At 40.5% G+C, this 23,072-nt stretch carries 21 protein-coding genes and 2 pseudogenes; 18 read left to right on the top strand and 5 right to left on the bottom strand.

Translation table 11 applies throughout. The features are described from left to right. Positions 1–107 precede the first annotated feature (107 nt). The 18 genes and pseudogenes from pyrE to CYO90_RS04885 all read left to right on the top strand — a co-directional run bounded on the left by pyrE (position 108) and on the right by CYO90_RS04885 (position 17,337). On the top strand, positions 108–716 hold the full coding sequence (pyrE, locus tag CYO90_RS04965; protein WP_021087034.1) for an orotate phosphoribosyltransferase: 609 nt from the start codon (positions 108–110) through the stop codon (positions 714–716). Between the two features lie 186 nt (positions 717–902). Beyond that, a pseudogene (locus CYO90_RS10785) lies at positions 903–1,757 on the top strand (cache domain-containing protein); the annotation flags it as partial. A gap of 351 nt (positions 1,758–2,108) precedes the next feature. Continuing rightward, positions 2,109–2,298 (top strand): annotated as a pseudogene (locus CYO90_RS10780) (methyl-accepting chemotaxis protein); the annotation flags it as partial. A gap of 478 nt (positions 2,299–2,776) precedes the next feature. After that, positions 2,777–3,466, top strand: coding sequence for a response regulator transcription factor (locus CYO90_RS04955; RefSeq protein ID WP_103578684.1), 690 nt, complete (start codon positions 2,777–2,779; stop codon positions 3,464–3,466). Continuing rightward, positions 3,456–4,883, top strand: coding sequence for a c-type heme family protein (locus tag CYO90_RS04950; RefSeq protein ID WP_103578715.1), 1,428 nt, complete (start codon positions 3,456–3,458; stop codon positions 4,881–4,883). The genes CYO90_RS04955 and CYO90_RS04950 overlap by 11 nt, the downstream gene beginning before the upstream one ends. A gap of 95 nt (positions 4,884–4,978) precedes the next feature. Next, entirely contained in the window at positions 4,979–7,045 is a 2,067-nt protein-coding gene (locus tag CYO90_RS04945) for a multiheme c-type cytochrome (protein WP_103578683.1), read from the top strand. Between the two features lie 44 nt (positions 7,046–7,089). Beyond that, complete coding sequence (locus tag CYO90_RS04940; RefSeq protein WP_103578682.1) at positions 7,090–7,848, top strand: FKBP-type peptidyl-prolyl cis-trans isomerase; 759 nt, start codon at positions 7,090–7,092, stop codon at positions 7,846–7,848. Between the two features lie 19 nt (positions 7,849–7,867). Further along, positions 7,868–8,539: a 4Fe-4S dicluster domain-containing protein gene (locus CYO90_RS04935; RefSeq protein WP_181000213.1), complete on the top strand. Its 672-nt coding sequence runs from the start codon at positions 7,868–7,870 to the stop codon at positions 8,537–8,539. A 1-nt stretch (position 8,540) separates the two neighbouring features. Beyond that, entirely contained in the window at positions 8,541–9,470 is a 930-nt protein-coding gene (nrfD, locus tag CYO90_RS04930) for an NrfD/PsrC family molybdoenzyme membrane anchor subunit (protein WP_103578680.1), read from the top strand. A gap of 16 nt (positions 9,471–9,486) precedes the next feature. Beyond that, positions 9,487–12,105 carry a cytochrome c biogenesis protein gene (gene ccsA, locus CYO90_RS04925; RefSeq protein WP_103578679.1) on the top strand — a complete coding sequence of 873 codons (2,619 nt, stop codon included), beginning with the start codon at positions 9,487–9,489 and terminating at the stop codon, positions 12,103–12,105. An 8-nt stretch (positions 12,106–12,113) separates the two neighbouring features. Further along, on the top strand, positions 12,114–12,935 hold the full coding sequence (locus tag CYO90_RS04920; protein WP_103578678.1) for an SEL1-like repeat protein: 822 nt from the start codon (positions 12,114–12,116) through the stop codon (positions 12,933–12,935). A gap of 135 nt (positions 12,936–13,070) precedes the next feature. Further along, entirely contained in the window at positions 13,071–13,475 is a 405-nt protein-coding gene (locus CYO90_RS04915; RefSeq protein WP_258030657.1) for a hypothetical protein, read from the top strand. After that, complete coding sequence (locus CYO90_RS04910; RefSeq protein WP_103578677.1) at positions 13,472–13,930, top strand: nitrous oxide reductase accessory protein NosL; 459 nt, start codon at positions 13,472–13,474, stop codon at positions 13,928–13,930. Before CYO90_RS04915 ends, CYO90_RS04910 begins: the two co-directional genes overlap by 4 nt. 1 nt (position 13,931) lies before the next feature. Next, positions 13,932–14,117 (top strand): hypothetical protein, encoded by a 186-nt coding sequence (locus CYO90_RS04905; RefSeq protein ID WP_021084005.1) that lies wholly within the window; start codon positions 13,932–13,934, stop codon positions 14,115–14,117. Continuing rightward, entirely contained in the window at positions 14,107–15,216 is a 1,110-nt protein-coding gene (locus CYO90_RS04900; RefSeq protein ID WP_103578676.1) for an ABC transporter permease, read from the top strand. The genes CYO90_RS04905 and CYO90_RS04900 overlap by 11 nt, the downstream gene beginning before the upstream one ends. Beyond that, on the top strand, positions 15,213–15,881 hold the full coding sequence (locus CYO90_RS04895; RefSeq protein WP_103578675.1) for an ABC transporter ATP-binding protein: 669 nt from the start codon (positions 15,213–15,215) through the stop codon (positions 15,879–15,881). The genes CYO90_RS04900 and CYO90_RS04895 overlap by 4 nt, the downstream gene beginning before the upstream one ends. Further along, positions 15,878–16,831 (top strand): hypothetical protein, encoded by a 954-nt coding sequence (locus tag CYO90_RS04890; RefSeq protein ID WP_103578674.1) that lies wholly within the window; start codon positions 15,878–15,880, stop codon positions 16,829–16,831. Before CYO90_RS04895 ends, CYO90_RS04890 begins: the two co-directional genes overlap by 4 nt. After that, on the top strand, positions 16,828–17,337 hold the full coding sequence (locus CYO90_RS04885; RefSeq protein ID WP_103578673.1) for a hypothetical protein: 510 nt from the start codon (positions 16,828–16,830) through the stop codon (positions 17,335–17,337). Before CYO90_RS04890 ends, CYO90_RS04885 begins: the two co-directional genes overlap by 4 nt. 57 nt (positions 17,338–17,394) lie before the next feature. On the opposite strand, the gene CYO90_RS04880 is transcribed toward CYO90_RS04885, so the two are convergent. Genes CYO90_RS04880 through rsmA form a run of 5 tightly spaced genes read right to left on the bottom strand, consistent with a single transcriptional unit; the run spans position 17,395 to position 22,982 of the window. Then, positions 17,395–18,225, bottom strand: a complete 831-nt coding sequence (locus tag CYO90_RS04880; protein ID WP_103578672.1) for a tetratricopeptide repeat protein — start codon at positions 18,223–18,225, stop codon at positions 17,395–17,397. 57 nt (positions 18,226–18,282) lie between these two features. Then, entirely contained in the window at positions 18,283–19,056 is a 774-nt protein-coding gene (locus CYO90_RS04875) for a pseudouridine synthase (protein WP_009295179.1), read from the bottom strand. Position 19,057: 1 nt separating this feature from the next. Next, a complete protein-coding gene (locus CYO90_RS04870) occupies positions 19,058–20,011 on the bottom strand; it encodes a KpsF/GutQ family sugar-phosphate isomerase (protein WP_103578671.1) in 954 nt (317 codons plus the stop codon). A 9-nt stretch (positions 20,012–20,020) separates the two neighbouring features. Then, positions 20,021–22,174 carry a ribonuclease J gene (locus CYO90_RS04865; protein ID WP_181000212.1) on the bottom strand — a complete coding sequence of 718 codons (2,154 nt, stop codon included), beginning with the start codon at positions 22,172–22,174 and terminating at the stop codon, positions 20,021–20,023. Then, positions 22,107–22,982: a 16S rRNA (adenine(1518)-N(6)/adenine(1519)-N(6))-dimethyltransferase RsmA gene (rsmA, locus tag CYO90_RS04860; RefSeq protein WP_103578714.1), complete on the bottom strand. Its 876-nt coding sequence runs from the start codon at positions 22,980–22,982 to the stop codon at positions 22,107–22,109. The genes CYO90_RS04865 and rsmA overlap by 68 nt, the downstream gene beginning before the upstream one ends. Between the last annotated feature and the right edge of the window lie 90 nt (positions 22,983–23,072).

Below are 23,072 nucleotides of genomic sequence, written 5' to 3'. Positions count from 1 at the left end.
TGTATGAGTGCAAGAATTATACAAGGGCGGGGCTTATTAAATTTTAAAAAGAGTGGCTTAAGTGGGTATGTGTTAAGATTTTTGGCAAATTTTAAAAGGAAAAAGCGATGGATTTAGAGAAAATTTATAAGGACGCTGGGGCGTATTTGGAGGGGCACTTTTTGCTAAGTAGTGGCAACCACTCACAGTTTTATCTGCAAAGTGCAAAGGTGCTTGAAGACCCTGCTCTTGCAGCAAAGCTAGCAGATGAGTTAGCCAGTGTGATAGAGAAATTTGGCATTAAATTTGATAGTGTTTGCTCGCCAGCACTTGGTGGAATTTTAGCTGGATATGAGCTAGCTCGCGCGGCGAAAAAGCGTTTTATATTTACTGAGCGCGTTGATAGAGTGATGAGCTTAAGGCGCGGCTTTGAAGTGAAAAAAGGCGAGAAATTTATAGTTTGTGAAGATATCATCACAACTGGTGGCTCTGCACTTGAAGCAGCTCATGTGATAGAGAGCCTTGGTGGCGAGGTGGTTGGCTTTGCGGCACTTGCAAATCGCGGCTTTTGCAAGGTTGCAAATTTAGGCAATGAAGCTAAGGCAAATGCAAAACTGCCAAGCGATAAGCCATTTTTTGCATTGGGGAATTTTGAATTTGAAATTTACGAGCCAGAGCACTGTCCGCTTTGCAAGAGTGGTAGCAAGGCGATTAAGCCTGGAAGCAGAGGCAACTAAATTTTATAAAATTTTACGCTCAAAGCTTAAGATAATAATATTTGTAACTTATTCGTTATTTTGGGCTTTGAGTAAATTCTCTCAGCAAATTTCTTCTTTTTTCTTAAATTTCAAAAGTTAATTTATAATTAAGATTTGAATGTATAAAATGGCACGTAAATTTTTAGGAGATCCCAAAATGCAAGGATGTGTGCTATGAAAATATCTACAAAGATAATTCTCACTTTTGTTTTCTCAGTTTTGCTTGTTAGTTGTTTGCTCATCTTTTTAAATAGCAAATTTTCAAGCGATCTAACTCAGTTTTTCACCCATAAGTCCTACGACGAGCTGGTAAATGCCAGAAAAGAAAATTTAAGAGATGACGTCGAGACGATCAATCAAATGATGCGTGAAATTTATAATGGTGGCAAAGAAAAAGGGCTAAGCGACGATGAGATAAAAAAAGAAATTTTTAGAGTCGTCTCAAAGCTAAAATTCTTTAGCGACAAGACTGGCTATATCTTCATCTATGATTACAATGGTGTTGTTTTGATGCACCCTGAAAAGCCATCGCTTGTGGGTAAAAATTTAATCGGCTTAAAAGATCCAAAAGGGCTACTTCTCATAAAAGAGCTCATCGAAAAGGCTAAACAAGGCGGCGGCTTTGTCACATTTGGCTGGGCGAAAAAAGAGGGCGAGGAGCCAGTGGAGAAGCTTGGCTACGCTGCAAATTTTGAGCCATATAAGTGGATGCTAGGAAGTGGCGTATATGTCGATGACTTGGCTGATGAGATAGAAAAGACAAAGGTCGTGCTAAACGAGCAAAATAGCCAAAATACAAGAACTTTTATCATCACCTGTGCCGTGATCACAGTTGTTTTGATAGCTGTCGTGCTATTTATCTTAAGTAGGGCGATCATCAAACCTATAAAAAATATCGTTGCAAATTTAACCGAGATGTCAGATGAGATAAAAAGTGGCAGAGGCGATCTTACTAAAAAGCTTGAAGTTAGTGGCAAAGATGAAATTTCAAACATTAAAAGCTCGATAAATGACCTAACAAGCGAGCTAAGATCTGTTATAGAAAGCGTTAAAGGCCTAGCACATGAGAACTCTTCTATCGCTGAGCAGCTCTCTTCAACCTCAGCTCAAACCACAAATTTAACCAACAAATCGTCACTAATCGTCACAGATACGACAAATATGGCAAAAACCATGTCAGAAGAGATAAAAAGCTCATTTGAAGAGGCTAAGAAGAGCAAAGAAAATCTTGAAAGAACCTGTCTATATATAAATGAGGTTTCAAACGATGTTTTAGGACTTAGTAAAAATGTAGATGAGGCTGCAAATAGCGAAATTTCACTCGCTAGCTCGATGAAAAGCCTAGCTGATCAGGCTAAAAATGTAAAAGATGTCTTAAACATCATCGATGATATCGCTGATCAGACAAATTTACTTGCTCTAAATGCTGCCATAGAAGCTGCTCGTGCAGGTGAGCACGGACGAGGCTTTGCAGTCGTGGCTGATGAGGTTAGACAGCTAGCTGAACGCACGCAAAATAGCCTAAGCGAGATAAATGCGACTATAAATTTAATCGTTGAAGCGATCTCAAACTCAAGCCAAACCATCGGCGATAACGCTAAAAAAGCTGGAGAGCTTTGCAAAAAATCAGCCCAGATAAATGAAAAAATAGAAAATATGAATCAGCTAATGAACGAGAGCGTTAGCTTAAATGAGACCTCTACGAAGGATTATCTAGAGACTGGAAATAAGGTCGAAGAGCTGATAAAAGGCATCGTAAATATCGATGAAATTTCAAAACAAAACTCAAAAAGCATGGATGAAATCTCACTAGCAGCCGCTCATCTTTCAAAGATGACTGATAATCTAAACACTAGCCTTTCAAAATTTAGAACCTGATAAATTTAGCCAAATCTTTGGCTAAATTTAACTTTAAATTTATCACTTAAGTAGTGAGTCTATTTTTTACTTTAAGCTTACGATCATGATGTAAATTTATGAAATAGTTTTTATTTTGTGTTATTTAAGTCGGCATTTTGGCTTAAGAGATGAGATGACGTATGCAAGAGTATGATATTTTAGATGTTTTATCAAACAAAAAGGTCCTTTGCTTAGAGGATGAAGAGGCGATTTTGCGAAATATCTGTGCCTCGCTGGAGCTCTTTTTCGCAGAGGTTAAAGGCGTCACAGACGGCTTTGATGCGCTTGAGCTTGCAATGAGTGGGGCGTATGACGTGCTAGTGCTTGATATCAGCGTGCCAAATATCGATGGTCTTGAGATCGCTAAAAAAGTAAGAGCTATCAATCAAAAAATCCCTATCGTGATCTTATCAAGCCACGTCGAGCAAGAGTATCTGTGGCGCGCGGTTGAGCTAAAGATCACAAGATACCTTGCAAAACCATACGATAAAAAATCTTTTGTTAAAGCGCTTGAAGATGTGGCGTTTGAGCTAGTTGGACGCACACCAACTATCAGGCTAAATGACGAGCTTGAGTATGATTTTGGTAAAAAAGCGCTTTATATAAATGGCGAAATTTCTCATCTAAGTAAGAGCGAGAGCAAGCTTTTGGAGTACTTTTTAAACAACAAAAACCAAACTATCACTTATGAGCAAATTTTTGACTACATCTGGGACTACGAGCAGCCCACAAAAGAGGCGATAAAGACTATCGTAAAAGAGCTTAGAAGAAAGCTAGGCAAAGATGTGATCAAAAATTTATATGGCGTGGGCTACCTTTGTGAGATATAAATTTCAGCTAATTGTCGGTGCTTTTATCTTTGTCTATCTGCTAGTCTCAGCACTTGTTTTAAATTTTTACAACGATCTTGCGATGAAAGACGCCAAAAAAGAGGCGTATTATGTTTTGGAGGGCATAAATTCTGTAAGAGAGTACATCGCTGGAGTTCAGCGCCCGCTAATCGAGCAGTTAAAAGAGCAGGGCATCTTAAAAGAGGACTTTTTTGACGAGAGACTTCTATCATCTTCATATATAAGCCGTGAAATTTACAACATCCAAAAGAAAAAATACAACCTTGAATTTGACTACAAGCTAGTTGCCATCGCTCCGCTAAACAAAGCCCACGAGCCAAATGAATTTGAAGCTGGCGTCTTGCATGGCTTTAAAGAGAATAAATTTCAAGAATTTGTAAAGATAATAAAAGATGAAAATGGCTCACAGCTCTTTGTGGGTCTGCCTATAAAAAACCAAAGTCCAAGCTGTCTAGCCTGTCATAGCAGCGCAAATGCCCCACAACAAATGCTAGAAAAATACGGCATGGAGGGCATAGAGATCCCAGACGTGAACGAAACGGTCGCGATGATCTCGTTTAAGATACCAATTCGCGCTATTTTTACCTACCATTTGCAAGAGGTCATCGTCATAATGTGCGCTATAAGCGTCATCTTTGGATTATTTTTGATACTTGTTTATAAGATGCATAGGCGCGGCGAGGAGAGCAAAAAGCAGACCGAGCAGCTGATGATACATCAAAGCCGCCTAGCCTCGATGGGTGAGATGATAGGCAATATCTCGCACCAGTGGAAGCAGCCACTAGCGCAGATAAGCTCATCTTTGATAAATTTAGAGCTTTATCAGGAGCGAAAGAAGCTTGATGAGGCAAAAATTTATGAATTTATAGAAGAGACAAGCAAGCAGATAAATTTCATGTCAGAAACTGTTGATGACTTTAAAAATTTCTTTAGTCCAAATACCTTGAGAAAAGAATTTAAGGTGCTTGAAGTGATAAATCAAACGATAAAAATTTTAAACTCAACGCTTAAAAAGCATCAGATCGAAGTGCAGCTTGACGTGAGAGAAAATTTTGAGGTATTTGCAAATTTTAATGAGATAATCCAAATTTTAATAAACATCATAAACAACGCCAAAGACGCATTTAAACAGAGCTACACAAAGCCAAGAGTGATAAAGATAAGCGCCTTTTTAAAAGATGATCGCAAGAATTTATGCGTGCAAAATAACGCAGGAGCGATAAAAAATTCATTTTTAAAGGTTATTTTTGAGCCACACTTTAGCACAAAAGAGAGCGGTAGCGGGCTTGGGCTATATATGAGCCGCCTTATCGCTCGCAAAAACAACGCCCTAATCTTTGCTAAAAATGTGGATGAAAACCACGTTGCATTTACAATTAGTTTCGAAAATTTATAATTTGTTAATTTTCCCCCTTTTCTACCCTTTTTTGGTGTTAAGATTATCAGTATGAAATCATTTTGATTTTAGGATAAAAATTCAAAGGAGGAGACGTGAGAAACTTACACAAAGCCTTAGCAGGCTTACTCATGGGTGTTAGTATCTTTGCTTCACAAGCCTGTTGCGAAGAGCATAATATGCAGATGTCCGATAAAGCACGTGATGTTATCGCAAATCCTAAAGGCACACTGCAAAGTAGAGGTGTTGTCTCCTTGCAAGACTACGTCGTAGAAGAGCAAGAGATGTATAACTGGCTATTTAAAAACCACCCTATTTTTACAAAGTATGGTGGCAAAACCGTCGGCAAAATGGTCGTTCATGACCGTGGCTTAGAGTGGCTTGCCGAGGGACATGGCTTTGATATGTCAAAGCTTAGTAAAAGAGATGGTGGTAAGGGCTATAGCTCTATGATGTATAGAATTCCAGCCACCTCATCACTTCAATTTCCTAATAAATTTGTAGGACCAGAAAAGTGCGGTGAGTGTCACCCAGCTCAGTATGAGGTCTGGAGCAGATCTCGCCACGCAACTACTATGCGCTTCCCTGGCGAGCACCCAGAGGTCAATAACAACCTAACTGAGCCAGTATTTGACAAAGATACCGCTTCTATCCTTCCAAAAGGTATCACTCCAGATGTTATCTACGCAACCGTTGGTCACTTAAGAACTAAGATGGGATACGTCGATGCATGGCTACTTCGTGGTACTTACTACGTTGAGGGTGGTTTGCTAAGAGATGGCACAGGTCAGATCGTGGCTGGCGGTAACCAATGGCAAAGAACATGGGCGTTAAATTTAGACGACGCAACTGTTAAAAAGATAAAAGAGCTTGTCCCAGAATTTCCTGGCACGCTTGAAGAGTATGGCGATAATGGCGGATATGTCAGAGGTCTAGCCTCATACGCCGCAAAACATAAAAAATCGATGTTTTTCCAAGCAAACTCATCATATTGTGAGGTTTGCCACCCAGTTAAATTTGACTTTAAGTCAAAAGCAGAATTTTACGCAGCACTTGGTAATGCAAAAGAGCTTCAAAAACACACTATCTCAAAAGGCGTAAGCTGTGAGGAGTGCCACGGAGCTGGCGGTCACCTTGATGGAGCTACAAATTTTAGAACATCAAACTGCGAACGCTGTCACCAAAGATTTAACTTTAGTCCAGATCTAATGCGAGCTAACCCACTTAATAACGGCAAGCTTGATCTCTCACTAAGCTCTAAATTTAAATCAATGGGACCAGGATGCGGTTCTGAGGGCTCACAATCATACTTTACCGCTCACTACGATAAAGGTATGAGATGCGTCACTTGCCACGATCCACACGACAACACAGGTAACGTCGTAGGCGATAAGAGCGTAACTGGCATGAACTACAACCCAGATCAAGGCTATCTAAGTGCGTTCTACACTAAACCAAAACTCAAAAAAGATTGTAAAGATTGTCACGAGACTCAAGCATATATCGCATCAAAGGCAGATACTCACAAAAACAACACTTGTGCATCTTGCCACATGCCATTTATGATGAGCTGCGAGAATTTCTACGCTGTTCAGTTCCAAGACAACGCTGGCTTTGATACTCAAAGACGCTCTCACATCTGGAAGATCATGGTCGATCCAAAAGAGAAATCTCTTGTCCCAGGCGACGCTGCTAAAGGTCCAAGAGATGCTAAAGATTGGCACTTTGAGAGAGATAAAAATGGCCACAACTATGTTGATTTGATGTGGGCATGCGCTAGAACATCTTGGGCTGATAAAGATATGAAAGATAACAAAGGCTGCCATAGCCCAGTACTATCTGAGCTAAAACCAACACTTCACTTCAAAAACCAAAAACAAGTTTATGATGAGGTTATGGGATGGCAAACTCCAGTTAAAAATGAATTCTCAGAGGTCAAAATAGGTATCGAGGGAATTTACTCACTACTAGAGACTAAAAAGCTAGATCCAAGTGATAAAGCAAGAGTTTATGAGCTTGTCCAAAACGCTCAAGAGATCATCGATATGGTCGAAAAAGATGGTTCGTGGGGTATGCACGGATTTAAATTTACTAAACAAAGACTAGATGCATCTAAAGAGTATATAAAAGAAGCTCAGAGAATTCTAAACAAAAATTTATAGCATTTAGGGGCTAGTTTTAGCCCCTTTAATCTTAAGGGTTTGAAATGAAAAATGCGTTTTTAAAATGTTCGCTACTTCTTAGCCTAAGCGTGGCTAGTCTCTTAGCAAATGTCGATACAAACGACTCTTATGCCATAGGTGCAACAAGCGGTGGATATGTTTTAAAAGGACTGCTAGATCAAAAGCAACTAGGTGTTGGCTATGACGCTGATGCAGTCATAAGAGGCTTTAGCGATGCGCTAAAGAGCGAGCTAAAACTAAGTGATGATGAGATAGCAAAGCTACTAAACAAAAGGGCTGAAAGCTTAGATAAGATAGTAAAAGAAAAAGAGGCTGCCAAGCTAAAAGAGAATTTAGCCCAAGGCAAAGCCTATATGGAAAAAAATGCAAAAAATAAAAATGTAAAAACAACAAAATCAAATTTACAATATGAGATCATAAAAGGTGGCTCAAAAGGGGCTACACCAAAGCCTGAGAGCATCATCATAGTAAATTATAAAGCAAGTTTTGTCGATGGCAAAGTCTTTGACAAGACAAAAGAGGCTCCAGCTCATCTTTCGATGCTAAATTTGATCCCTGGGCTTGAAGAGGGACTTATGCTTATGAAAGAGGGTGAGAAGTTTAAATTTGTCATCCCGCCTGAGCTTGCATACGGCGATAGCGGCATGGAGGGGATACCTGGAGGCGAGACTATCGTTTTTGAGATAGAGCTTATTAAGGTCTTAAAGCCTAGTGAACTAGCTGAGGCAGCAAGAAAAATTCATGAAAAAGAGCAAAATGAGGTCATTAAAAAGCCTCATTAAGGCATAAATGGAGTTAAAAATGCAAAATCAAAATAGCAGAAGAGCCTTCTTTAAACGCATAGCAGTTGTGGCTGCTGGTGCTAGCGTGGCAAGTAGTGGTTTTGCTTTTAAGAGTGAAGAGAGTGCGAAAAAACCACATTTTGGCATGATATTTGACCAAAACAAATGCGTCGGCTGCACGGACTGCGAAGTGGCATGTAGAAAGGTAAATTTAGTCCCAAAAGGGCAGATGAGACTTTTTGTAGAGGATAAGACTGATCCAAAAAATTTGCTTGATAAAAGATATGTAAGAGTATCTTGTCAGCAGTGCGAGGATGCACCATGCGTGGCTGTTTGTCCAACAAAAGCCTGTCACAAGGACATAAAAACTGGCATCCAAACTACAAACATAGATGACTGCATCGCCTGTAAATACTGCATCGTAGCCTGTCCTTACGACGTGAGATATATCGACAAAGTCAATCACTCAGCCCAAAGCTGTAACTTCTGCATAGATACAAATTTAAAGGATAAAAAAGATCCAGCCTGCGTTGAGGCGTGCAGATATGAGGCTTTGGTCTTTGGCGATTTAAACGATGAGAGCTCGCACATTAGTCAGCTTTTAGCTGTCAAAGATAGCATAAGGCTAAGAGCAGAACTTGGCACAAAACCAAGCCTTAGATATATTCCTAAAGTAAAAGCGGGGGTGTAAGATGGATGGTGCATTAAATTTCACTGCGACATTTTCGCACGCAGTTGAGTGGGGCTGGCCGATCGCTGTTTATCTTTTGCTAGCTGGTATGAGCGGCGGAGCGCTAATAGCTGCCATAGTTCTAAAGCGCTACAAAAGGCAAGATGGCTTTAGCCCATTTTTTAAGGCTGCTTCACTTTTGGCATTCGTTAGCATCATGCTTGGTATGGTTTGCTTGATAGCTGACCTTGAAAAGCCACTTTTGTTTTGGAAAATTTTGATTAATTACAACTTCACATCGGTTATGTCTATCGGTGTAGCAGGACTTTGCGTGTTTATACCACTTAGCTTTTTGATGTGTCTATACGCTTTTAATGCAGAGTTAAAGTCATTTTGTGGCTTTTTTGATGGCGTGATGAAAATTTTATCGCCACTTTATCCGCTCTTAAGCGCGCTTTGCCTGATTTTTGCGGTTATCATTTGCGCATATACAGGCTTTTTGATCTCGGTGCTCATTAGATTTCCACTTTTAAACACCGCCGTTTTACCAGCGCTTTTCATAGCTTCAGGGCTTAGTGCTGGCATAAGTGGTAGCAGCTTGATAGCAGCACTATTTTTCAAAGAAGATCCGCACTCAAGCGACCTTAGCTCGCTTCATGGCGTGGAGTTTTACGTCTTATGCGCTGAAATTTTACTCATTTTAATGCTTTTTGTCTCACTTTTGCTTGGCTCAAGCTATCAGCAAGAGGCAGCAGTTGCATTTTATAGTGGCGTTTGGGCTAAATTCTTTTGGCTTGGGGTTGTTTTAGTTGGCTTTGTCTTGCCTCTTGTTTTAAATTTTGCACTTGGCAAGATGAAATTTAGCTTCTACCTTGGCTCATTTGCAGCAGTCGTTGGCGTTTTATTGCTTAGGGTTTTTATACTTTATGCAGGACAGACTTATAGCATTTAAGGCTTAAGGGCAGGTGATGAAAATTTTAAACATTTATCGCTTGTCTTTAATATTATTATTTATCCTTGCTTTTGGTGCAGGGGCGGCGACCTTTTTGGAAAATTTTTATGACACACAGACGGCTAGAGTGCTTGTTTATGAAGCGCTCTGGTACGAGTGCGTCATGGCAGCTTGCGTTATTTGCCTAGCCATTAGCATCGTAAAAACCAAGATGTATAAGAAATTTGGCGCATTTTTGATACATCTTGCTTTTATTCTGATCTTCATCGGTGCTGCGCTTACAAGATACTTTGGCGAAGAGGGCGTTATGCATCTTAGAGTGGGCGAGAGTGGCAACTATATGCAAAGCACAAAGCCCTATTTGAGAGTGCAAATTTCAAATGAAAGCTTTGAATATCCACTAAGACTTAGTCTACTTGGCAAAAACGACTTTGGCTTCAAAAAAGATATAAACGGCAAAGAATTTATTATAAAGATAGTTGGCTACAAAAAAGATGAGAAAAACGCTCCAGCCACGCTTAGCATAGAGGCTGGCTTTGCTAATGAAAAGAGCAAAACCGCCAAGCTAAAAGGTGGCGCTGGATATGATCTTGAGCCAAGCATTTTGAGCTTTGATGGGCAAGAGGCGAAATTTTACTTTAGCTCAAGGGCTATAAATTTACCATTTTCACTAAGGCTTGATAAATTTATCCTAGAGCGCTACGCAGGGCTAAATAGCCCATCGTCTTACACGAGCAAAGTAAGCATCGCAAAAAGCGAGCATGAAATTTCGCTAAATCACCCACTTAGCATCATGGGCTATAAAATTTTTCAGTCATCATACGACGCTGACGAGCTTGGAAGCGCCTTTGAGATCAGCTTTGATCCTGGCAAAGTGCCAACTTACATCGGATATTTTCTGCTTTGCCTTGGCTTTGTGGGAAATTTATTTAGCAAAAAGAGCCGATTTTTTAGACTTTGTAACTTCATAAAAGGCACGCAGTTTGCACTTTTGGCCCTGCTTTTGCTAAACGCTACGCCAAATTTTGCAAGCGACGAAGCTACAAATTTTAAAGCTCACGCAGATAAATTTGCCAAAATTTTGGTTCAAACTGATAGCAGGATCGCACCAGCTGGCTCTTACACAAGGGCAGTAATAAGCAAAATTTCAACCAAAACCACGCTCTTTGGGCTTAGCAGCGATGAGCTTATGCTCTCTTTTGCCATCTCGCCACAAGAGTGGATGGATAAAAAGATAGTAAAGATCACGAGTGAGCGCGTGGGTGAGCTTCTTGGCGTTAGTGAGAAATTTGCTAGCTTTAATGACGTCTTTAACGAAAATGGCGAGTATAAGCTGGCTAAATTTGTAGAGGCTGCAAATGAAAAATCCACCTCAAAAAGAGATAAATTTGATAGTGATGTCATTAAATTTGACGAGAGGCTAAACATCTTATACCTTGCGCTAAAGGGCGAAATTTTAAAATTTATCCCCGCTAAAAATAATGACGCGATCACGTGGCTAGGCGTAAATGAAGCCTTTAGCAAAGATGAAATTTCAAATGAGTTTAAAAGCGTTTTAGGCGCTTACATAGAAAATTTAAGCCTTTGCGTAAAAAGTGGCGAGTGCGCAGGGGCTGACAAGAGCTTGGAGCAAATTTCAAACTATCAAAGAAGCACTCTAGGCTCTCTTGCGCCAAGCGAGGCAAAAGTCAGCCTTGAATTGCTCTACAATCAAATGGAGATATTTAAATTTCTTATCTATTTTTATATGATCCTAGCTCTTGCCTCGCTCGCCCTTGGCTTTTATAGGCTATTTTTTGGAAGGAAATTTAGATTTGAAAGAGCGCTTAGCCTTGCATTTTTTACTGCATTTATAGTGCATGCTCTAAATTTAGCCCTACGCGCTTATATCTCAGGCCACGCACCTTGGAGCGATGCTTATGAGAGTTTAGTTTATATCTCGCTTATAAGCGTGCTAGCTGGAGTGCTATTTTTCAAGCATCAAAGCTTCGCTCTTGGCGCTGCTTCGCTCTTTGCAAGTGTTAGCTTGCTGGTAGCTCATCTAAATTTTATAAACCCACAGATAACAAATTTAGTCCCAGTTTTAAAGTCATTTTGGCTTAGCGTGCATGTAAGCGTCATCACAGCAAGCTACGGCTTTTTGGGCTTTGGCTTTGTGCTAGGTCTTGTGGGACTTATCTTGATGGCTCTAAAAAATGACAAAAACGAGCAAAAGCTTAGCGAACAGATAAGATACCTAGCCGCTACTGACGAGCTAAGCCTCATCATAGGACTTAGCTTGCTAACTATCGGAAATTTCTTAGGCGGCGTCTGGGCGAATGAGAGCTGGGGTAGATACTGGGGCTGGGACAGCAAAGAGAGCTGGTCATACATCACGATCATCGTCTATGCCATAGTGCTTCATTTAAGGTTTATACCAAAGCTAAGGGGCGTTTTTGCCTTTTTAACGGCTAGCGTGCTATCATTTGCTTCGGTGCTTTTTACATATTTTGGAGTAAATTTCTACCTTAGCGGACTTCACTCATACGCAAATGGCGAAAGTTTTGGCGTTTCAGGGCTAATATATTTGATCTTAGCGGCTCTTGCCTTGCTAATCGCCCTAGCCTACCGCGGTAGAGATATAAAAGTAGTTTAGGAGATATGATGAAGAGTTTGGTTTTACTTGTTGCTAGTTTGTGCGTTTTAAATGCTGGCTACATCAAAGAGGCTTTAAACGCAAAAGATGATCACAATAAACTAGCACAAATTTATAAAGATGCTTGCGACAAAGAGAAAAAGGCATCAGGCTGCTACAACCTAGCTGTGCTTTACAGCAGGGGTGACGGCAACGTCAAAAAGGACGAGGCAAAAGCGGCAATGCTCTATGAAAAGGCTTGCGATCAAAATTTCTCTATGGCTTGCAGCAACCTTGGCTACGTCTATGAAAAAGGCAAAGGCGTAGAAAAAGACCTAGCAAAAGCAGTTAAATTTTACGAAAAAGCATGTAGCGACAACGAGGGCTGCACGGAGCTTGGCTTGCTCTATGCAAATGGTACTGGTGTGAGAAAAGATCCAAAAAAGGCAAAAGAGCTTTATGAAAAGGCTTGCAAAGCAGGGGACGGCATGGGATGTAGCAACCTTGGCTACTTATATGCTCAGGGCGAAGGCACCGAGAAAGACTACGCAAAAGCTAAAACATACTACGAGATGGCCTGCGCAAACGAAGCTGGCATAGGGTGTGACAACCTTGGCTTTTTATATGTTTATGGGCAAGGGGTTGATCAAAACCTTACAAAAGCGACAAAGCTTTACGAGCAAGCGTGCATATACGCCTATGAAAAGGGCTGCAACAACTACGCTATCATGCTAGCTGAGGGCAAAGGCGTGAAAGAGGACGTAGAAAAAGCACGTGAAATTTTCACTAAAAGCTGCAAAAATGGCTTAAAAGAGGCGTGCGAGAATTTAGAAATTTTAGGAAAGAATTGATGAGTTTTAAAAACTGGGGTAACATGCAAGCAAGCCTAGAGGCGCTATATGTGCTTGATAGTGCCTTTTTAGAGCCAGATGAAGAGTATCTAAGGCTTTATTTCTAAAAAAGAGGATGAAAATAGCCTAAGATACGTGGTAGATAACGGGCAGGGCGATCTGCTCGATGTGATATTTACGCGTGAGGCGGTGCTTGTTAGAGGGTTTGACCATGAAAATGAGCTAAATTCGCTTAGCACAGCAGACAAAAGCGTGGTAGAGCAAATTTATAGTGGCGAGGCTGCTAAATTTCGCTCTTACTTCTTGTCAGATGAGATAGAGCAGACGACCTTTTTTATCTGGTATGACGGGACGGAGCATCAAAATTTAGTCGGTGGCAATAACGGCGGACGCTGGCTGCTTGGCTATGCCTTTGATGAGTTTGATAAATTTAGCGAGTTTGTAAAGGGCTACTACGAGATAGACTTTGATGATGAGATGTTAAAAAAACTCTATGAAAAGGGTGAGTTAGAAAAAGAGAAACTAAAGGAGATAAGATGAAATTTATAGCTTTGTTGCTTAGCGCAGTTTTTGCCTTATGGGCTGGAAATTTGACGAGTGATGCAAACATAAACGCCTATAAAGGGGCAAAAGAGCGCATCGAGCTACCAAAGGATGCAAGATGTGCGGTGTGTGGCATGCCTATAAAAAACAAGCAGTGGGCGACGCTTATCAAAGCTGGTGGCAAGGATTATTACTTTGACGGCGTAAAAGATATGGCGCACTTTTACTTTGCTGATGAGGTGGTGAAAGAGGCTTACGTGAGTGATTATTACACGCTTGAAAAGCTTGATGCAAAAGAGGCGTTTTACGTTCATGGCTCAAACGTTTTTGGACCGATGGGCGAGGAGTTTATCCCGTTTAAAGACGAAGCAAAGGCCAAGAGCTTTATGAAAGATCACGCTGGCAAAGGTGTCATAAAATTTGACGAGATAAAGACATTTACTGGTAAATAAAGTGAAATTTTTAGCATTTTTGGCGTTATTTTTTGGACTCTCATACACGCTTTTAGCGGCGCACTACCTTAGCTTTGACCACAAAGCAAAGCAAGATGAGCTAAGAGAAATTTCAAAGATAACAAGGGCAAATCTAGCTTCTAGCTTTAGCCTAAAAGAGCAAAAGGGCTTTGTCTATGATAAGTAGAAATTTCATAAACTACGCCGTGATCTTGCTTTTTAAAGACAAAAAGGACCACCTTTTTAGCTTTTGCCTCTTTGCGCTCATTATCTTTGTGCTAAGCTCGGTGCTTTTCATCTCTGGCTCTATCCAGCATGATCTCATAAGTTTAGTAAAAGATAGATCAAGCATCGTTGTTAGCGCCTTTCGTGCTGGCAAAAGAGACCTCATGCACCCTGGCTACATCTACGACATCTCAAAGATCGATGGCGTGGCTGACGTTAGGGGTGTGGTTGATGGGGAGTACTACTTCGTGCAAAAGCGCGTCTGGTTTCATCTATATGAGGATGATAGTTTGAAAGAGGACGAGATGATCGTTGGCGAGGGCGTAAAAGCTGCTATGAACGAGCTTTACTACGATGAGAGCTTTAACTTCTTAACAGAAGAGCGCATGATACCAGTAAAGATATTAAAAACCATGCCAAAACAAAGCGCTCTTATCACAAATAACGCGATATTTTTGCATCCAAAAACGCTAAGGGCTATCTTAAATTTAAAAGATGAAGAATACACAAAGCTCTATGTCGATGTGCCAAATAGCGAAGAGATCAGCCAAGTGGCTTTAAAGATAGAGAATTTATATCCAAACTCATTTGCCATTAGCATAGAAGATGAGGTGGCAAACATTAGGCATCTTTACTACTATAAGGGCGGAATTTTTATGAGCATCTATGTTAGCGTTATGCTAATATTTTTCGTGCTGCTTAAAAACCAAATTTCACTTGCTTATGGCAGCAAAAAGCGTGAGATAGCCATTTTGCGAAGCATCGGCTTTAGTATAAAAGAGATCATTTTTTTAAAATTTATACAAAATTTCATCGTTAGCGTTAGCGCCTTTTTGCTTGGCGTTATGTTAGCTTACCTCTTTGTATTTGTTTTAAATGCTCCTTTTTTAAAGGGGATATTTTTAGGCGATGAGCTTTTAAATTTTACAAATTTCACGCCTATTTTGGAGTTTGATAAGCTCTTTTTGATCTTTGTCTTTGGCGTCATACCATTTTTGGCATTTGTCCTTATCCCATCGTGGCGTGTGGCGTGTGGCGACATAAATGAGGGGCTAAAATGATAAATATAAGAGGCGTTAGCCTAGTTTATAACCAAGGCAAACAAAACGAGTTTTGCGCTCTAAAAAATATAAATTTAGACGTTAATAACGGCGAGTTAGTGATACTAAAAGGCGTTAGCGGAAGTGGTAAAAGCACCCTACTCTCGCTCATAGCCCTGCTTCAAAAGCCAACTAGCGGAGAGATTTTGATAGACGGCACTAACATAGCAAAGCTGCCTGACGCATTTTGCTCTGACTTTAGGCACAAAAGGCTTGGGCTTGTCTTTCAAAATTTTAACCTCATCGAGGGCTTAAGTGTCTATGAAAATTTGTTAGCTCCGTTTGCTCTAACAAATTTCAAGGCAAATGTGCGTGAAGAGATGATAAAAAAGGCTCTTGAGCTTGCAAATATCTCACACAAAAGAGATGAAAATGTATCAAATTTAAGCGGTGGCGAACGTCAAAGATGTGCGGTGGCTAGGGCTTTATCAATGGACGCTGATATCATTTTGGCTGATGAGCCAACGGCAAATTTAGATAGGCAAAATGCGCGTGCATTTTTAAGTTTGCTAGAGTCTTTTAAAGCACTTAAAAAAAGTGTCATAGTCGCGACTCACGATAGCATTTTTGACGAGCTAGGCGCTACAGATAGGGTAGTTAGCTTACAAAACGGAGAGATAGTATGAGCGTATTTTTATCAAACGCCGTTATCGCCTTTTTGTTAGCGGAGTTTGTGCTGTTAGTTTTGATGAGCATTTCGCTATTTTACGTCGTTAGGATAGTAAGATCGTGGGACTATAACGCGCTAACATCGCTTCAATACTCACTTGAAAAGCAAAACTATCTTGTAAATACGATCTTGCTCTTTAGTGTCTGCACAAAGATCGTTTTGTTTATATTTTTCGCACTTTGTCTAAATGAGCTCTCTGACATCGTGCCAGGGGCTATGTGCTCAGCTGGCGTGATCGGCTCAAATAAATTTGGTGGCATCTTGATGCTCACTAAAATTTTGCTGATCTTTGGGCTTGGCATCTGGCTGGTTATAAATAAACTCGACTTGCAGGCTCTAAATTTCCCATATCTAAAGAAAAAATATGCCATTTTCATCTGCCTTTTTGTGATGATACTAATAGAGCTTGGCATAGAAATTTCGTTTTTTTATAATATCCCGCTAAAAGTGCCAGTCTTTTGCTGCTCGGTCACTTTTCAGGCTCCAAAGCTGCCATTTGGTTATACAAATTTTGGCTTAGTGAGTGCATTTTTCGTGCTATTTTTTGTCATTTTGGTGCTAAATTTCTTAAAGCAAAGCATGGCAAGCTTCGTGGCAAATTTGCTATTTTTAGTGCTTAGCTACTACGCTATCACCTACTTTTTTGGCCTTTATGTTTATGAGCAGCCAAATCACAAGTGCCCATACTGCATGCTAAGAAGCGACTATTTTTACGTTGGCTACCTCATCTGGGGCACTTTGTTTTTGGGCATTTTTTACGGCCTCATGCCATATCTTGTGGAGATCATCACAAAGACAAACTACTCACACAAGCTTAAATTTTCATCGATCTGGCTAAGTGTTTGCGTGCTGATATGCTCACTTTACGTGCTTAAATACTATTTGTTAAGAGGATTTTTATTTTGATAAAGCAAATTTTTTCTCTTTGTTTGCTAGCTCTAGTTTTAGCCGTGCTCGCCTATAATGCCGACATAAGCGACGATAAAATTTTAGTCCTAAATAACGGCAAGTCTGAGCCCATAGAGCAGCTTACGCCAAATAAATTTATATGTTATGAGAGCAGGACGCTCATCGCTGATAACAACGACACAGCTCAGGCGATCATGCCAAATGGCGACATCTACTTCTTTAACGACATCACAAATTCTTTCATCTGGTATATGGGGCAAAAGAGTAAAGATAAGATCAAGTTATATGTCTATTCAAGAGATACAAACCGCTACATCCCAGCGCAAAATGCCTGGTACTCGAGGGTCGATATTACGCCGATGGGATACGGCATAGGGGCGTATGAGTTTCACACTTACGGCATAAACGACAACTACTTTAAAGAGGTCTTGCTCTACGCAGCACGCGGCGAAACGCTCATAAACCCATATATAAACATCCTACTTTCAGAAAATAGGATATAAATTTAGAGAAGCTCTAAATTTGTTAGAGCTTACTAGGTTGTTTTTGGTATCAAGGCGCTATTTGTTTAATTTTTTGTAAAAATCGCATCCTGATTGAAACCCTAATTTGCAAGCCTTATCAAAATATTCTTTTGCTATGTGATAGTCTTGTTTTGCGCCTTTGCCTTTTAGATAAAAAGCTCCTAAATTAAAACAACCGCGATTGTATCCATTATTGCAAGCTTTTTTATACAATTCTACTGATTTACTGTAGTCTTGTTTTACACCTTGACCGTTTTCATATAAAATTCCTAAACTAGAACAGCTATCACTAACTCCATCATCACAAGCTTGTTTGTATAGATCGGCTGCTTTATAATAGTCTTGTTTTACACCTTGACCAATATTGTATAAAATCCCTAAATTGTAACAGCTAGTGCTATATTTGTCACTGCAAGCTTTTTGCCATAATTGAGCTGCTTTATAATAGTCTTTCTCTACGCCATGACCGTTTATATATAAAACTCCCAAATTATGGTAGGCTTGGGCAACATTGCCATCACAAGCTTTTTTGTATAGTTTGACAGCTTTGGTATAGTCTTGCTCTACTCCTTGTCCTCTTTCATAAAAACCACCTAGATTATAGCAACCAATAGCATCTTTACTATCACAAGCGTGTTTATACAAGGCGGCTGCTTTATTATAGTCCTGCGCCACACCTTGACCGTTTTCATATAAAGTTCCTAAATTAGTGCAACTATCAATATTTCCATCATTACAACCTCTTTGCCATTGCTTGGCAGCTTTATCAAACTCGCCTTTATTATAAGCCTCAAGCCCAAGTTTAAAAAGATCCTCGCAAAAGCTGGTAGTTAGTGATATCATGGATAAAAGAACAATCTTTTTCATTTCTTATTCATTTTTATAAATTTAGCTTGCCTCTTTGTTATAGAAACAAGCCTGATGTTAGTATCTAACGTTATTAACTTTCAAAAAGTCTCTTAAGTCTTCGTATTCGCTATTTTCGAAGTATCGCCATTTGCCAGGCTTTAGCATATCAAGGCTAACGCGTCCAAAGCTAACACGTTTTAGGTCCATCACTTCAAGGTCAAAGTAGCCAAAGAAGCGGCGTAGCTCCCTGTTTTGACCCTCGTTGATGATGACCTTTAGTTTTGTGTAGCCACCGCTTGAGCCAAAGACCTTGTAGGCTAGAAATGGCTTAAATTCCATTGATTTTATAGTGGTTTTTGCGTGCGCGCCTTTGGTGGCGTCCTTGGCGAAAAAGCCATTTGTCATCGCCTCTATCACCTCTTTTGTCACTTCGCCTTTTACCTTTAGGTAGTATTCGCGCTCTAGATCGCTATTCATTAGCGCTGTGGCGATCGCTGGAGCGTCAGTTAGTAAAAGTAGCCCCTCGCTTGCGTAGTCTAAGCGTCCCACGCTAACAAATTTTGCAAATTTCTTATCTAACGTGTCATATATCGTTTTTCGTCCACGGTCATCTTTTTTGCTAACTAGCTCGCCCTTTTGTTTGTGATAAACGATAACGGTAAATTCCTTTTTTAGCTTTATCAAACGGCCATTTATACGCACTTTGTCATCTTCATCCACGCTTGTAGCAAGGTCGCTAACCACGCGTCCTGCTATGCTAACCTTGCCAGCTTTTATCAGCTCATCTGCCTCACGGCGTGAGTAGTTTGTGTTATGCGAGATAAATTTATTTAGTCTTGTTTTTTCCATTTTATAGTCCTAAATTTGCAAGGTCATGGATGTGTAAAACACCCACGGGCACGCCATTTTCTACGACAGCTAGAAGCTGAATTTTATACTTTTCTATTAAAGCTAACGCATCTACGGCTAACATCTCTTTGTCGTTTATCTCTTTTGGATGCAAGGTTGCAAATTTCATCGCTGGCTCGTCTAGGTCAAAGTCCTCTCTCATAAGCGCGCGCCTAAGATCGCCATCACTTAAAAGAGCGTCTAGCACGCCATCTTTACCGACTATTAAAACCGTGCCAAGCTTGCCATGCGTCATCGTATCGATCGCACTTTTTAGGGTTGCATTCCAGCGGACTATCGGTAAATTTTCGCTTCTCATCACATCTTTGACCTTTAAAAATAGCCTCTTGCCAAGGCTGCCACCTGGATGAAAATTTGCAAAGTCCTCTTTTTTAAAGCCCCTTTTTTGCATCAAACAAACAGCTAACGCATCGCCAAGAGCTAACGTTAGCGTGGTTGATGCTGTTGGGGCGGCATTTAGTGGGCATGCCTCTTTTTCTACATTTATATCTATAAAAGCGTCGCTAAATTTACCAAGCGAGCTTGTCTTGCTTCTTGCCATGGCGACTATTTTTACGCCAAAGCGCTTTACATGAGGCAAAATTTTGATAAGCTCATCGCTCTCGCCACTAAAACTAATGGCTAACAAGATGTCGTCTTTTTCTATCATGCCCAGATCTCCATGCATGGCCTCTGTCGGATGCAAGAAAAAGCTTGGCGTGCCAGTACTTGCAAGCGTGGCAGCGATCTTTGCGCCCACGTGACCGCTCTTGCCCACGCCTGTTACTATGACTTTGCCCTTTGCGTTATATATCAAATTTACAGCATCTTCTATCTCTACGCTTTTAGCGTGTCTTAAAAGCTCGTTTGCTTCTATCTCTAAGACTTCAGCGGCGATTTGGTTGGCTTTTTGCATAAATTTTCCTTACATTATATAGATGATCGGCACGATAGTTGGGTACTTTTTGACCTTTCTAAATATGTGCTTTCTGATCACTTGGCGCACCTGTGACTCGAGTAGTCTGCTATCTTTCAAAAGCTCCTCTTTGACGTTGCTTAGGTATTGCTCTAGCACGCCCTCCATCTCTTTTCTAAACTCGGCGTCTTGCTTGTCGCCCACAAGTCCGTAGCTGATGACGCGAGGTTTGTTGATGAGCTTTGCGCCGTGACGTGAAATTTGAGCGATTATCATGACGACACCTGCTTCAGCTAGATTTTGTCTGTCGATGACGACGTCGTCCGCGATTTGTTTATTTATTTGATTGTCTATGAAGACTTTGCCAGTTTTTACAGTTTTTACACGTTTTAGGTACTTTTGACAAACCTCCATCTGATCGCCGTCGCTCATTAGATAGATATTTCGCTCATCCACACCACAGCTAATGGCCGTCTCTTTGTGCTTTGCGATGTGGTTGTACTCGCCATGCACCGGCAAGAAAAATTTTGGTTTTATGAGGCGAAGCATCAGCTTTTGCTCTTCTTGCGCTGCGTGACCGCTGACGTGGATCTCGCTAAAGTCTTGGTAGGCGACGCTCGCGCCTGATTTTAGTAAGAAATTTAGCACCGTTGAGACGCTGTTTTCGTTGCCTGGGATCGCTTTTGAGCTGATTATGATCTGATCGGTCGGCTTTATCTTTATATATTTGTGCTCATCTGTCGCCATGCGGTAAAGCGCACTCATGGTCTCGCCCTGAGAGCCAGTAGTGACGATAAGTACCTCGTCATCTTTAAATTTACCAACCTCGTTTGCATCGATAAAAATTTTCTTATCAAGCTTGATATAGCCAAGCTCCATCGCAGTGTATAAATTTCGCTCCATTGATCTGCCGATGACACAGACTTTGCGGTTGTATTTTAAGCCCCACTCGATCGCTTGATAGACGCGGTGGATGTTTGAGCTAAATGTGCTCATTATGACGCGGCCTTTTGCCTTTGAAAATATCGCGTCAAAGGTCTTGCCAACGCTACTTTCGCTCTTCGTAAAGCCCTCTTTGTAGCTGTTTGTGCTATCGCTTAATAGACAAAGCACGCCACGCTCGCCATAATACGCTAGTCTGCCAAGGTCTGTTGGGTAGCCATCTATCGGCGTGTGGTCTATCTTGAAGTCGCCTGTGTGGATGATCGTGCCAGCCTTTGTCGTGATCGCAAGTGCTGAGGCGTCGATGATAGAGTGGGTGATGTGTATCCACTCGACCTCAAAGTCACCTATGAGATAAGGCTTTCTCTTTTCGACCGATCTAAAGAGCGAACGCTCTTGTTTTAGTCCGTGCTCTTCAAATTTATTATTTATCATGCCAAGCGGTAACGGTGTGGCGTAGATAGGAAATTTAAACTCTTTGTAAAAATAAGGCACCGCGCCGATGTGATCCTCGTGTGCGTGAGTGATGATGACACCTTTTATCTTATCTTTTATCTTGCGAACGTAGTCAAAGTCTGGGATGAGGATATCCACGCCGTGCATGCTCTCGCTTGGAAAGCTCATGCCGATATCAACGATGATAGCGCTAGTTTCGGTCTCAAAGACGGTCATATTGCCGCCGATCTCGCCAAGACCGCCAAGTGGAGTTATGCGAATTTTATGCTCGCTTGAGTTTAGATACTTTAGTGGCTCAAGTCTTAGCTCGTGAGTGGCTTTGTTTGCCTCCATCGCGCTTGCGATATCTTGTTGCCACTGCTCGTTGCCATTTAGCTTTGCGGGTAAATTTTTCTTTGGTTTTTTAGCCTTTTTAGGCTTTTCTTTTTGCTCTTTTGTCTCGCTTTTAGCTTCAGCTTTTGGCTCTTGTTTTGGCTTTTCTTTTTGCTGTTTTTGCTCTTTTGGTTTATTGTTTTCGCCAGTTTTGTTTTGATTTTTGTTATTTCTTTGCTTTTTTGGGCGAGGATTTTGACTCTTTGGCTCGGCATGCGCTTCATTTTCAGCTTGCTCTGCTGCAAAGAAGTTATCTATCACGCTTTTGCTTGCTAGTGATGTTTGCTCGGTAGTTTCGCCCTCTTGTTTTGGTTTATTTTTTGGTCTAAATCTTCGTCTTTTGTTGTTTTTGCTTTGGTTGGTTACAACTTTCTCTTCGTTTTTGTCGTTCATTATCTTCCTTTAATCTTTCAAATACTTTTAGATAAGAATCGACATCTAGCTCGTGTGGACGTAAATTTTGAGCTAAGTCTAGGTCTTCAAAAATTTCTTCTAACGTCTTTTTGTCAAAATTTGTGGATAAATTTTTCAAAAGCGTCTTTCTTGGCGAAGCAAATGCAGCTCTTAAAAATACTTTAAAAGCCTCGTATTGTTTTGCATCTTTGAAAATCCCGTCTTTGCCAAAAATCTTTTTTGTTTTTTGTAGTTTGATGACTGAAGATGTGACCTTTGGAGGTGGATTAAAAAGCTTTGCATCCACGTCAAACAAAAGCTCACACCTGCCTTGAAGTGAAGCGAGGATCGATAAAGAGCTAAATTCTTTATCCTTGCTCTTTGCACTAAATTTAAGAGCAACCTCTTTTTGTATCATCACGATAAGCCCAAGGCATTTTTCGTCATCTATCGCATTTAGGATCATCTTCGTAGCAACGTAATAGGGCAAATTTGCGACCAAAAAGTAGTTTTCGCTACTTAGTCCGCCCTCTTGCTGCCACTGCTCTAAAGCATCTTTACAAAAAAGTTTTAATTGTCCATTTTGGATCTCATTTGCAAATTTGACCTTTAAAATTTGAAACAGCTCACAATCTATCTCAAAACAGGTTGTCTTATAAATTTGCAAAAGTCTAAATGTCAAATCACCTAAGCCAGGCCCAATTTCAACGACGTTTTCTACGTCATTGGGTATCGCTTGGATGATCTTATCTAGTGTCGCTTTGTCCTGTAAAAAATTCTGTCCAAAGTGCTTTTTTGCCTTTATCATAGCCGCGATATTAGCCAAAAATTACTTATACAATGATTACAAGTTTAGTTTAATCATATATAAAATGGACTATAATCACTAAATAATAAC

It is taken from the genome of Campylobacter concisus (assembly GCF_002913745.1).
In the GTDB taxonomy this organism is placed as follows: Bacteria; Campylobacterota; Campylobacteria; order Campylobacterales; family Campylobacteraceae; genus Campylobacter_A; species Campylobacter_A concisus_R.
This window is presented reverse-complemented; position numbering and strand designations above follow the sequence as displayed.